The organism is Niallia oryzisoli, assembly GCF_036670025.1.
Lineage (GTDB): Bacteria > Bacillota > Bacilli > Bacillales > Cytobacillaceae > Bacillus_BD > Bacillus_BD oryzisoli.
In genome coordinates, this window is sequence record NZ_CP137640.1 from 1,765,391 (window position 1) to 1,777,341 (window position 11,951).

Here is an 11,951-nt window from a genome sequence, read left to right on the forward strand (position 1 = left end):
ACCTCATCATCGGGACAGCTTATGACTCGAGCCCCTAGCCGGCGGAACTGGATCAAAGAAAAGCGGAGCCGGCTTGACCAGGGGCGACAAGCATAAGATGGCCCGAGGGTGAGGTTGTCCTTTAACCTCATCATCGGGACAGCTTATGACTCGAGCCCCTAGCCGGCGGAGCTGGATCAAAGAAAAGCGGAGCCGGCTTGACCAGGGGAGTCAAGCTATAAGTAATGATAATAATTAACCGCCAAAAGGAGGAATAATGATGAAAAAATTCAAACTACGCCTTTCGTATTATTGGTATAGACTATTGTTTAAACTGGGCTTAAAGGCCGATGAAACATACTATATTGGCGGTAGTGAAGCATTACCACCTCCTTTAAATAAAGAAGAGGAAGCGTTATTAATTGAAAAACTGCCAAATGGTGATAAAGCGGCGAGGTCCATCCTAATTGAACGGAACCTGAGATTGGTTGTTTATATCGCAAGGAAATTTGAAAATACCGGTATCAATATTGAGGATTTAATAAGCATAGGTACCATAGGTCTAATTAAAGCTGTCAACACGTTTAATCCAGAAAAGAAAATCAAATTAGCTACATATGCATCACGGTGCATTGAAAATGAAATTCTCATGTACTTACGGAGGAATAATAAAATACGATCAGAAGTGTCATTTGACGAACCCTTGAACATCGATTGGGATGGCAATGAACTGCTGCTCTCTGATGTACTTGGAACAGAAGAAGATATCATTACGAAGGATTTGGAAGCCAGTGTGGATAAAAAACTCCTGTTAAAAGCCCTTCATCAGCTATCAGACCGCGAAAAACAAATCATGGAGCTTCGTTTTGGTCTTGGTACAGGTGAAGAAAAAACGCAAAAGGATGTTGCGGATATGCTTGGAATATCGCAATCCTATATTTCACGCTTAGAAAAGCGAATTATCAAAAGACTCAAAAAGGAATTTAATAAAATGGTGTAAATAAAAATTTTTTTCTAAACGAAGAATCAAGATAATTCCCAAGTTTTGTTAGGCTTTTTTCTATTTTCACTTTGTTCCCTCCGTTTTGCCAGTGCATATTTTTCCTTACAGGGGAGATACTGTTTTTTGTACAGCAACTCCTGTAAGGAGGGAAATGGATTGACTCGAAACAAAGTAGAAATTTGCGGTGTTGACACATCAAAGCTTCCAGTATTGAAGAACGAAGAAATGAGATTGCTTTTTAAGCAAATGCAACAAGAAGGGGACATATCCGCACGGGAAAAACTCGTTAACGGGAACCTGCGCCTCGTATTAAGTGTTATTCAAAGATTTAATAACAGGGGCGAGTTTGTTGATGATCTGTTCCAAGTTGGCTGTATTGGACTTATGAAATCAATTGATAATTTTGATTTAAGTCAAAACGTTAAATTTTCCACCTATGCTGTTCCGATGATTATCGGAGAAATCAGACGTTATTTGCGTGATAATAACCCGATACGAGTATCGCGGTCACTTAGGGACATCGCTTATAAGGCGCTGCAAGTACGGGAACGTTTAATGAGTAAAACATCACGCGAACCTACAGCGGAAGAAATTGCAAAAGAGCTTGATGTTCCACATGAAGAAATTGTTTTTGCCCTTGATGCTATCCAAGATCCTGTATCACTATTTGAACCGATTTATAATGATGGCGGAGATCCGATATTTGTTATGGATCAGTTAAGTGATGAGAAGAACAAGGATATTAATTGGATTGAGGAAATCGCTCTCAAAGAAGGCATGCGCAGACTAAATGAACGAGAAAAGCTTATTTTAAGGAAGCGATTTTTTCAAGGGAAAACCCAAATGGAAGTGGCAGAGGAAATCGGTATTTCTCAAGCACAGGTCTCCAGGCTGGAGAAAGCTGCCATTAAACAAATGAATAAAAATATACAAAGTTAAAGCTGCCAAAAGGCAGCTTTTTATTGTGAAAAAAGACTTTTAGTTGATGTAAAACCAAGTGATTTTTCCTATACGTTTCATCATATACATAAGGTAAGGCTAATTGTGGGAGTGAATACGTATGGTAAGAATCTCTGATTTTCAAATAAAAGATGTCGTCAATGTCGCAGACGGGAAAAAACTTGGAAATATCGGTGATATTGAAATTGATGTACAAACCGGGAAAATTGAAGCAATCATTATTTCAGGTTCCGGAAAGATACTTGGCTTTTTTGGAAAAGATGAGGAATTCATTATTCCCTGGAAGAATATTTTGAAAATAGGGGAAGATGTGATACTTGTTCGTTATAAAGACTCATCTGAGTATAAAACAAATGAAGAAGAAGGGTCTTGATGATTTTTACTGGGATGCGTTTTCATTGTGTGATAGAATAATTTAAAAAACGATGAGGTAATGAGATGGATCCTTTTAAATTAGAATCAAATGAATATTTTGTCCTTGAAGATTGGGTCCAAAGGTTTCCAAACTTATCGGTCGGGTTTACAACGAAGAATGGCGGCAAAAGCAGCGGGGATTTTACAAGTTTAAATGTCGGTTTTCATGTAAATGATTGTCAGCAGACTGTAAATGAAAACCGGCTTCTTTTAGCGGAAAAACTTGATTTTCCTTTGCCCGATTGGGTAGGTGCCCAGCAGACCCACGAAACAGTGGTTAAAAAGGTAACGAAAGCAGATAAAGGCAATGGTGCCTCTTCATATGAAAATGCATTTAAGCATACGGATGGCTTTTTTACATATGAAAAGGGGATATTACTGACTTTATGCTATGCAGATTGTGTTCCGCTTTACTTCCTTCATCCTGAATCGGGTGCGATCGGAATTGCCCATGCAGGCTGGAAAGGGACGGTTAATGGCATTGCTGAAGAAATGATTCGTGTATTTCAATCTGAAGGAATAAATTCAAATGACATTTTTGTGGCAATTGGACCCTCTATATGCGAAAATTGTTATATAGTTGATGATCGTGTTATAAAATTAGTGCAAAATAAACTAGAAGATGTCGAGTCAAAACCATATAATTTAATCAGTGATCATCAATATCAATTGAATTTAAAGGAATGTAATAAAGAAATCCTTTTAAGGGCAGGGGTACAGAAGGAACATATTCTGATAACGAATCTATGTACGAGTTGTCATAAGGAACATTTTTTTTCACATCGTAGAGATCAAGGAAAAACCGGACGAATGATGAGTTTTATCGGTTGGAAGGAGGCTATTCTGTAAGTAATGAAAGTGGCAGATAATTTAAAGACAATCAAAGAAACGATAGCGAAAGCGTGTGAACAGTCTAACCGAAGGCCAGAAGAGATCAAAATCATAGCAGTAACAAAATATGTTTCGATTGAACGGGCTAAGGAAGCTTTAGATTCCGGGATAGTTGATCTTGGTGAGAATCGTGAGGAAGGCTTAACAGCAAAATGGGAAGTTTTACAGAACAAGCCAACATGGCATTTTATCGGATCATTGCAATCACGGAAGGTAAAAAATATTATCGATAGAGTAGACTATATTCATTCTCTAGACCGCCTATCATTGGCTCAAGAAATAAATAAACGGGCAAAACGCATAATCAAATGTTTAGTACAAGTGAATGTGTCTGGGGAAGAGTCAAAACACGGTTTAGCACCGGAAGAAGTTAGATCCTTTATTGATGAAATGAAACAATTTTCGAACATTGAGGTTGCTGGCTTAATGACAATGGCACCTTATACAAATGATCGGGAATTCCTGCGTGAATGCTTTAAAAGATTGAAGAATATCCAATTGGACATTCAACGATTGGAACTTGATTATGCACCTTGTACTGAATTATCGATGGGGATGTCAAATGATTATGCTATAGCCATTGAAGAAGGTGCAACAATGGTTCGCATTGGGACAGCCTTAGTCGGAGAAGAATAGGAGGTTCGAAAAATGAGCATTAAATCTAAATTTAAAACATTTTTCTTTTTAGATGATGAATATGCTGATAACGAAGAGGATCAATATGAAGAAGAATATGAACCTGAAAAAAAGCAAAAAACATTCTCACCGCCGCCTAAGCCTAATGTTGTAAGCTTACAAAGCGTACAAAAGTCCTCTAAAGTTGTGTTAGTCGAACCTCGTGTCTATGCAGAAGCGCAGGATGTTGCAGACCATTTAAAAAACAGGAAAGCAGTTGTAGTGAATTTACAACGCATTGATCATGATCAAGCAAGAAGAATTGTTGACTTTCTTAGCGGAACTGTCTATGCATTAGGCGGGGACATACAAAAAATTGGATTGGATATTTTTCTTTGTACACCAGATAATGTTGAGGTTTCCGGCAGTATATCAGAATTTCTCCAAGAAAAAGAATTCGAACATTCGAGGTGGTAATTGTAAATGGGATTTATTATTAGCATACTGTCTACTTTAATTTATTACTATTCATGGGCATTAATTATTTATATTTTAATGTCATGGTTTCCCAATGCCCGCTCATCAGCAATTGGCCAATTTTTAGCCCGCATATGTGAGCCGTATTTAGAGCCTTTTCGTCGTTTTATTCCATCAATCGGGATGATTGATATTTCACCAATTGTTGCATTTATGGTTCTGAACTTTGCTACAGCAGGATTAGGACAACTTGCAAGGTGGTTTGCATAGAGCACAATAAAATGGGTATGAAAAAGGGGCTCTATAGTCTGTCCCTTTTTTATTAGGATTTAATAAAGGTGAAAAACATGTCAATCTATCAGCATTTTCGACCAGAGGAACGGGATTTTATAAACCAGGTAATGAATTGGAAAGCGTATGTTGAAGAAGTATATGCTCCGAAATTAACGGATTTTCTAGATCCTCGTGAGCAGCAAATAGTCAAAATGATAATTGGACAGCAAATGGAAGTGAAATGGGAGTTTTTTGGAGGTTCTGTCTATACAGAACGAAAAAGGGCCCTTTTATATCCAGAATATTACCTTAGCGAAGACAGCGATTATAAAATAAATTTATATGAGATTCAGTATCCAAAAAAGTTTATCAGCCTATCCCATCGTGATGTATTAGGCAGTTTGATGTCACTCGGCTTGCGACGGGAAAAATTTGGTGACATTGTCATTGTTGGCGATCGTATGCAATTTTATTGCGCAGAAGAAGTCGGGGAATATGTACGTCTGCAATTACAAACAGTTGGAAGAGCTAATATCCAATTATTGGAGCAGCCATTGACTGAAGGTATCGCATATGAAGACCTCTGGCATGAAACGGCCGTTTCTGTTTCCTCATTAAGGCTTGATGCAGTCATCGCTTCGATTTTTAAACTTTCAAGACAAAAGGCTCAAAGCTTAATCAGTTCGCAACTTGTGAAAGTAAACTGGACAACCATCGAAAATACTTCTTTTGAATGCGGTACAGGTGATACGATTTCCGTACGGGGCTTCGGCCGCGGTAAGCTGTTCTCTATTGAAGGGAAAACTAAAAAGGAGAAATGGCGTATTTCAGTAGGAAGACAAAAATAATTATTATTATTGCAGGAATATAAATAAATTTGTCGAAAAAGAAAAAGGCAAACTAGAGAAAATACTTGGGAGGTGGCAGCATGCCATTAACGCCATTGGATATACATAATAAGGAGTTTAGTAAAGGATTTCGGGGATATGATGAGGATGAGGTAAATGAATTCCTTGACCAAGTGATCAAGGATTATGAAATCGTTCTTCGTGAAAAAAAAGAGCTGGAAGACAGGCTTAACGAAATGACGGACCGAATGGGGCATTTTAACTCATTAGAGGAAACGCTTAATAAATCAATTGTAGTTGCTCAAGAAGCCGCTGAGGAAGTCAAGCGGAATGCCCAAAAGGAAGCAAAGCTTATTATTAAAGAAGCCGAAAAAAATTCCGACCGCATTGTGAACGATTCACTTTCAAAGGCCAGAAAAATTGCGCTTGAAATTGAAGAGCTTAAAAAACAATCAAAAGTATTTCGTACCCGTTTTAAAATGTTGATTGAAGCACAGCTTGATTTATTGAATAATGATGATTGGGATCATTTGCTTGAATACGAGCTTGATTCCACAGAGTTAAAATCCACGCAAGAAGAAGATTCCTTAGCTTGACGTATTGCTGTAAAAAAGCATATAATTTCTATTACAATATGAATTAAACGTTGACAGGGACAGTACAGCTTAAAAAAAGCTTATCAAGCGAACCGGGGATGGTGAAAGCTCGGTATAAGCATTAAGACTGGAAGATCACCCTTGAGTTCCTTTCTGAAACTTTAAAAAAGGAGTAAGAAAAGGCGTATCATTCGCGTTAAGAATGTTATTGAGCGGATAGATGAGATTTTTTCTATCTACAAGGGTGGTACCGCGGGAAATAAAGCCTTTCTCGTCCCTTTTTGGGATGAGATGGGCTTTTTTGTTTTTCTTTTTCATACGAGATATAAAAAACAGCTAAGAATATAGCTAATGAATTTTAATGGAGGAAGTAAAATGGATTACAAAGATACTTTATTAATGCCAAAAACTGAATTTCCTATGCGTGGCAATCTTCCAAAAAGAGAGCCTGAAATTCAAGAAAAATGGAAAGAAATGGATATTTATAAATTAGTGCAAGAGAGAACAAAGGACCGCCCGATGTTCGTACTTCACGACGGACCTCCATATGCGAATGGTGATATTCATATGGGTCATGCATTGAATAAAATTTTAAAAGACTTTATTGTTCGCTATAAATCAATGAGCGGATACAATGCTCCATATGTACCCGGCTGGGATACTCACGGTCTGCCAATTGAGCAGGCATTGACTAACAAAGGTGTAAACCGTAAAGAAATGACAGTTGCTGAATTTAGAAAGCTTTGTGAAAAGTACGCTTATGAGCAAATTGACAGCCAACGCAGCCAATTTAAACGCTTAGGTGTTCGCGGTGATTGGGAAAATCCTTATATTACGTTAAAGCCTGCCTATGAGGCACAGCAAATTAAAGTATTCGGTGAAATGGCCAAAAAAGGCTATATTTACAAAGGGTTAAAGCCTGTTTATTGGTCTCCATCAAGTGAGTCCGCGCTTGCAGAGGCTGAAATTGAATATAAGGATAAAAAGTCGCCATCGATTTATGTTGGCTTTAACGTGAAAGATGGAAAAGGTGTGTTAGGCACTGATGTTCAAATTATCATCTGGACAACAACACCTTGGACCATTCCAGCAAACCTTGGTATTTCCGTTCACCCGGAATTGACTTATGTTGTTGTGGAAGAAAAAGGCCAAAAATATCTTGTCGCAAAGGACCTTCTCGAAGCAGTGACAAATGAAATCGGCTGGGAACAGCCAACGATCGTTCAGACCATTAAGGGATCAGAGCTTGACCGAATTGTTGCGAAACATCCAATTTATGATCGTGATTCTCTTGTAATGCTTGGCGAACACGTAACGATTGATGCGGGAACAGGCTGTGTTCATACAGCACCGGGTCATGGGGAAGATGACTTTTATGTTGGCCAAAAATATGGACTTGATGTTCTTTGTCCGGTTGATGATAAAGGGGTTATGACAGAGGAAGCAGAAGGATTTGCAGGATTATTTTACGATAAAGCGAATAAAGCGATAACAGAAAAGCTGGAAGAAGTCGGTGCTCTTTTAAAGCTTACCTTTATCACTCACTCCTATCCTCATGATTGGAGAACGAAAAAGCCGGTTATCTATCGGGCGACAGCACAGTGGTTTGCGTCGATTAAAGATTTCCGTGACGATTTATTAGAAGCTGTTAAAGAAACAATATGGGTTCCTGCATGGGGAGAAACAAGACTATTTAACATGGTTCGCGACCGCGGTGATTGGTGTATTTCCCGGCAGCGTGCATGGGGTGTACCAATCCCGGTTTTCTATGCAGAAAATGGCGAGCCTATAATTACGGATGAGACGATTGAACATGTGTCAAACCTATTCCGTGAACATGGTTCAAATGTTTGGTTTGAACGTGAAGCAAAGGATCTTTTACCTGAAGGATTTACACATCCTGGCAGTCCAAACGGCATTTTTACAAAAGAAACAGATATTATGGATGTTTGGTTTGATTCCGGCTCCTCCCACCAAGCAGTATTATTAGAACGTGACGACCTGCAACGTCCAGCAGATCTATATTTGGAGGGCTCTGACCAATATCGCGGCTGGTTCAACTCTTCACTTTCAACAAGTGTTGCTGTAACAGGAAAAGCACCATACAAAGGCGTGTTGAGCCATGGCTTTGCGCTCGACGGCGAAGGCAGAAAAATGAGTAAATCAGTTGGAAATGTAGTTGTCCCTGCTAAAGTGATGAATCAATTAGGGGCAGATATTTTACGGCTTTGGGTTGCTTCTGTTGATTACCAGGCAGATGTCCGTGTATCTGATGCGATTTTAAAACAAGTGGCTGAGGTATACCGTAAAATTCGTAACACCTTCCGTTTCTTGCTTGGAAATCTTGCTGACTTTGATCCGGCTAAGGATGCCATTCCTTATGAAAAATTACGTGAAGTGGATCAATTCATGCTTGTTAAGTTAAATGAACTGGTAAAGCAAGTACGCCATAACTACGAAAACTATGAATATGCAAGTATTTACCATGCGGTTAATAATTTCTGTACGCTTGATTTAAGTTCTTTCTATCTTGATTTTGCCAAAGATGTCCTATATATTGAAGCAAAGGATCAATATGACCGCCGGGCAATTCAAACTGTTTTATATGAAAGCTTACTTTCGTTAACAAAATTGATTGCGCCAATTTTATCACATACAGCTGATGAAGTATGGAGTTTTATTCCTGCAGTACAAGAACCTAGCGTTCAATTAACGGATTTCCCTGAAGCAAAAGAAATCTCAGGGGCTGGGGAGTTACTGACAAAATGGTCTAAGTTCATGAACCTTCGTGATGATGTGTTAAAAGCACTTGAGGAAGCACGTAATGAAAAAGTGATCGGTAAATCATTAACAGCAAAAGTAACATTGTACGTAAATGATGATACAAAGGGTCTTCTAGATTCAATTGAAGAGAATTTACAACAGCTCTTTATCGTCTCTGGATTTGAAGTGATTGATGGTTATGAAAAGGCTCCAGAACAAGCATTAAAGCTTGAACATGCAGCGATTGTGGTTTCAAAAGCAGAAGGTGAGACCTGTGAGCGCTGCTGGACGGTGACACCAAATGTTGGTGAAAATGAAAACCATCCTACACTATGCCCGCGTTGTGCCGATGTGGTCCAAGATCATTACAGTCATTTAGTTTAATCGCTTGCTTGAAAAAGGCAGACAATAACGTCTGTCTTTTTTTTTTTATAGATAAAATATTCCACCTTCGTTAATTGTTGTTCAGCTTGTCAAAAGTTTTTCCGTGTTTATTGTTTCAAGGGGGAAATGATAATTGGTACAACAAGAACGGAGGGAAAGACATGGATCTAAACACAAACGAAATCTATTCAGATCTCCGTAAAACAAAAGAGGAATTACTTCAGCGGCTGAATCAGGAGAATTGTTCCCCAATAGTGAGGCCATATATTGAGGCAGAGTTAAAAGATATTGAAACAGCATTAAAGAAAATCGAAACAGGAACGTTTGGAACATGTGAAGTGTCAGGAGAGCTTATTCCAATGGAACTCTTGCAGATCATTCCAACGTTGAAATCGATGGAAGACTGCAAAACAGTCAATTATGTCATTAGCAACCATTAAGATTAACATAAATTGTAAAGTTTATGTACACATGATAGAAATCAGCAAAGCTTCTACTGTCGTTTTACTTTAGGTTATGCTAAAATGCAAAGGAGAAATCTTATCTTCTGGAGGTTACCTTTGTGTTTTATTACATAATAGCATTACTGGCCATTCTTCTTGACCAATGGACGAAATGGCTTATTGTTAAAAACATGGAATTAGGTGAGCAAATAACTGTAATTGAAAATTTTCTCTACATAACATCACATCGTAATCGTGGTGCAGCATGGGGAATTTTACAAGGCCAAATGTGGTTCTTCTATGTGATTACGGCTGTTGTGATTATTACTATTATTTACTATCTGAAAAAATCTGAAAAGGAAAGTCCACTTTTTAAATTTTCGCTTGCTTTAATGCTGGGAGGAGCGATTGGAAACTTTATTGATCGTGTATTCCGCCAAGAAGTAGTAGACTTTATTCATACGTACCCTTTCGGCTATAATTTTCCGATTTTTAATATTGCAGATTCCGCACTAGTCATAGGAGTAGCTATATTAATCATATATATGCTGCTAGAAGAGAAAAAGGAAAAGGAGAAAGTAAATGGAGAAAGTGGAACACACCGTCCTTGAACATGAGGGCAATGAACGGATAGACAAAGTAATAACCAGTCTTGAATCTGATTGGTCCCGAACACAAGTTCAGCAATGGATTAAAGAGGGGCTGGTATTAGTCAATCAGAAGCCAATTAAAACAAATTATAAATGTAGTATCCATGATCAAATTGAGATATCGATTCCAGATCCGGAAATCCTTGATGTTGTTCCAGAAGATATGGAACTCGATATTTATTTCGAGGACAGTGATTGTCTAGTTGTGAATAAACCAAAAGGGATGGTTGTCCATCCTGCAGCAGGTCATGCAACAGGTACCCTTGTAAATGGATTAATGGCACATTGTAAGGACTTATCCGGAATAAACGGAGTGCTGCGTCCTGGGATTGTTCACCGAATTGATAAAGATACATCTGGTTTATTAATGGTTGCGAAAAACGATAAAGCACACGAGCATTTAGTTAATCAATTGGTTGAAAAAACAGTTACGAGAAAATATAAAGCACTGGTTCATGGGAATATTAGTCATGATTACGGTACAATTGACGCCCCGATTGGAAGAGATCCTAAAGATCGACAAAGTATGACAGTGATTGAAAACGGCAAGCATGCCGTTACGCATTTCCATGTAATTGAACGGTTTAAAGACTTTACCTATGTTGAATGCCGTTTGGAAACCGGAAGAACGCATCAAATTCGTGTACATATGAAATATATCGGTTTTCCGCTTGCCGGTGATCCAAAATACGGTCCGCGTAAAACGCTTGATATTAACGGGCAGGCCCTTCATGCAGCTGTCCTTGGTTTTACCCATCCTCGGACAGAGGAGTACTTGGAATTTGAAGCTCCTCTTCCAAAGGAATATGAGGAACTGCTTGAAAAGTTGCGCAAAAATTAATTGACAAAATTCTACACGTACAGTACACTGATTACAGTTGAAAAAGTCCTTTAAATCGGTCCTGTGAGGCTGAGAAGGAAACGGATTGCAATTGGGAGTTCTATCTCCAATTGCATATTATGTCATTCGTTTACCCTCTTACCATCACGGTAAGAGGGTTTTTTTATCTTCTCATAGGATAGTCATACGAACGGTATATAAAACCATTGGACATTTTTATGAAAGGGTGGAAATACATGGTACAGAAAGCAATTGTTCTAGACGAGCAAGCGATTCGCAGAGCGTTAACAAGAATAGCTCACGAAATTATTGAGAAAAATAAAGGAATCGAAAACCTTATTCTTGTCGGTATACGAACACGGGGGATTTTTATTGCGAACCGATTAGCGGAAAGAATCAATCAAATCGAAGGAAAAAATGTTCCCGTCGGTGAAGTAGACATCACATTATATCGTGATGACTTAACAACAAAAACGGTAGACCGGGAACCGCTTGTGAAAGGGTTACACATAGATATGAACATAAAGGATAAAACCGTGATCCTTGTTGATGATGTTCTATACACGGGCCGGACAGTTCGCGCTGCATTAGATGCCATTGTTGACATTGGCCGACCAGCTTCAATCCAGCTTGCTGTTCTAGTGGACAGAGGGCATCGTGAATTACCAATTAGAGCCGATTACGTTGGGAAAAATATCCCTACTTCAAGCTCCGAAAAAATAGTAGTCGAGCTTAATGAAATTGATCAATCGGATCAAGTTAGTATACATGATAAATAATCACCCTTTTAAATGCAGCACAGAGAGGCTGACAA

Annotated in this window: 14 protein-coding genes and 1 other annotated feature; all 14 genes read left to right on the forward strand. The window is 38.6% G+C overall.

Annotation, left to right across the window (positions count from 1 at the left end; genetic code table 11):
- The first annotated feature begins 259 nt into the window (after positions 1-259).
- Positions 260-979 (forward strand): RNA polymerase sporulation sigma factor SigE, encoded by a 720-nt coding sequence (gene sigE / locus R4Z09_RS08920; RefSeq protein ID WP_338451976.1) that lies wholly within the window; start codon positions 260-262, stop codon positions 977-979.
- A gap of 159 nt (positions 980-1,138) precedes the next feature.
- The gene (gene sigG, locus R4Z09_RS08925; protein WP_071395416.1) at positions 1,139-1,921 is read left to right on the forward strand and encodes an RNA polymerase sporulation sigma factor SigG; all 783 of its coding nucleotides are present in this window, start codon (positions 1,139-1,141) and stop codon (positions 1,919-1,921) included.
- A gap of 121 nt (positions 1,922-2,042) precedes the next feature.
- Positions 2,043-2,315 (forward strand): YlmC/YmxH family sporulation protein, encoded by a 273-nt coding sequence (locus tag R4Z09_RS08930; protein ID WP_338451977.1) that lies wholly within the window; start codon positions 2,043-2,045, stop codon positions 2,313-2,315.
- Positions 2,316-2,380: 65 nt separating this feature from the next.
- Positions 2,381-3,205: a peptidoglycan editing factor PgeF gene (gene pgeF / locus R4Z09_RS08935; RefSeq protein WP_338451978.1), complete on the forward strand. Its 825-nt coding sequence runs from the start codon at positions 2,381-2,383 to the stop codon at positions 3,203-3,205.
- Positions 3,206-3,208: 3 nt separating this feature from the next.
- Entirely contained in the window at positions 3,209-3,883 is a 675-nt protein-coding gene (locus R4Z09_RS08940; RefSeq protein ID WP_338451979.1) for a YggS family pyridoxal phosphate-dependent enzyme, read from the forward strand.
- A 12-nt stretch (positions 3,884-3,895) separates the two neighbouring features.
- Positions 3,896-4,339 (forward strand): cell division protein SepF, encoded by a 444-nt coding sequence (locus tag R4Z09_RS08945; RefSeq protein WP_338451980.1) that lies wholly within the window; start codon positions 3,896-3,898, stop codon positions 4,337-4,339.
- A gap of 6 nt (positions 4,340-4,345) precedes the next feature.
- The gene (locus tag R4Z09_RS08950; RefSeq protein ID WP_338451981.1) at positions 4,346-4,609 is read left to right on the forward strand and encodes a YggT family protein; all 264 of its coding nucleotides are present in this window, start codon (positions 4,346-4,348) and stop codon (positions 4,607-4,609) included.
- Positions 4,610-4,686: 77 nt separating this feature from the next.
- A complete protein-coding gene (locus tag R4Z09_RS08955; RefSeq protein ID WP_338451982.1) occupies positions 4,687-5,460 on the forward strand; it encodes an RNA-binding protein in 774 nt (257 codons plus the stop codon).
- An 80-nt stretch (positions 5,461-5,540) separates the two neighbouring features.
- The gene (locus R4Z09_RS08960) at positions 5,541-6,056 is read left to right on the forward strand and encodes a DivIVA domain-containing protein (RefSeq protein ID WP_338451983.1); all 516 of its coding nucleotides are present in this window, start codon (positions 5,541-5,543) and stop codon (positions 6,054-6,056) included.
- 41 nt (positions 6,057-6,097) lie between these two features.
- Positions 6,098-6,338 (forward strand) — a binding site (T-box leader).
- A gap of 93 nt (positions 6,339-6,431) precedes the next feature.
- Complete coding sequence (gene ileS / locus R4Z09_RS08965; protein WP_338451984.1) at positions 6,432-9,203, forward strand: isoleucine--tRNA ligase; 2,772 nt, start codon at positions 6,432-6,434, stop codon at positions 9,201-9,203.
- A gap of 161 nt (positions 9,204-9,364) precedes the next feature.
- Positions 9,365-9,643, forward strand: a complete 279-nt coding sequence (locus tag R4Z09_RS08970; RefSeq protein WP_338451985.1) for a hypothetical protein — start codon at positions 9,365-9,367, stop codon at positions 9,641-9,643.
- A 122-nt stretch (positions 9,644-9,765) separates the two neighbouring features.
- A complete protein-coding gene (gene lspA, locus R4Z09_RS08975; RefSeq protein ID WP_338451986.1) occupies positions 9,766-10,257 on the forward strand; it encodes a signal peptidase II in 492 nt (163 codons plus the stop codon).
- A complete protein-coding gene (locus tag R4Z09_RS08980) occupies positions 10,229-11,137 on the forward strand; it encodes an RluA family pseudouridine synthase (RefSeq protein ID WP_338451987.1) in 909 nt (302 codons plus the stop codon). Before lspA ends, R4Z09_RS08980 begins: the two co-directional genes overlap by 29 nt.
- A 236-nt stretch (positions 11,138-11,373) precedes the next feature.
- A complete protein-coding gene (pyrR, locus tag R4Z09_RS08985; protein WP_338451988.1) occupies positions 11,374-11,916 on the forward strand; it encodes a bifunctional pyr operon transcriptional regulator/uracil phosphoribosyltransferase PyrR in 543 nt (180 codons plus the stop codon).
- Positions 11,917-11,951 lie beyond the last annotated feature (35 nt).

Bases quoted from the DNA above. Each gene is read 5' to 3' on its own strand.
- sigE (WP_338451976.1), top strand. From the start codon at position 260: ATGAAAAAATTCAAACTACGCCTTTCGTATTATTGGTATAGACTATTG.
- R4Z09_RS08930 (WP_338451977.1), top strand. From the start codon at position 2,043: ATGGTAAGAATCTCTGATTTTCAAATAAAAGATGTCGTCAATGTCGCA.
- pgeF (WP_338451978.1), top strand. From the start codon at position 2,381: ATGGATCCTTTTAAATTAGAATCAAATGAATATTTTGTCCTTGAAGAT.
- R4Z09_RS08940 (WP_338451979.1), top strand. From the start codon at position 3,209: ATGAAAGTGGCAGATAATTTAAAGACAATCAAAGAAACGATAGCGAAA.
- R4Z09_RS08945 (WP_338451980.1), top strand. From the start codon at position 3,896: ATGAGCATTAAATCTAAATTTAAAACATTTTTCTTTTTAGATGATGAA.
- R4Z09_RS08950 (WP_338451981.1), top strand. From the start codon at position 4,346: ATGGGATTTATTATTAGCATACTGTCTACTTTAATTTATTACTATTCA.
- R4Z09_RS08955 (WP_338451982.1), top strand. From the start codon at position 4,687: ATGTCAATCTATCAGCATTTTCGACCAGAGGAACGGGATTTTATAAAC.
- R4Z09_RS08960 (WP_338451983.1), top strand. From the start codon at position 5,541: ATGCCATTAACGCCATTGGATATACATAATAAGGAGTTTAGTAAAGGA.
- ileS (WP_338451984.1), top strand. From the start codon at position 6,432: ATGGATTACAAAGATACTTTATTAATGCCAAAAACTGAATTTCCTATG.
- R4Z09_RS08970 (WP_338451985.1), top strand. From the start codon at position 9,365: ATGGATCTAAACACAAACGAAATCTATTCAGATCTCCGTAAAACAAAA.
- R4Z09_RS08980 (WP_338451987.1), top strand. From the start codon at position 10,229: ATGGAGAAAGTGGAACACACCGTCCTTGAACATGAGGGCAATGAACGG.
- pyrR (WP_338451988.1), top strand. From the start codon at position 11,374: ATGGTACAGAAAGCAATTGTTCTAGACGAGCAAGCGATTCGCAGAGCG.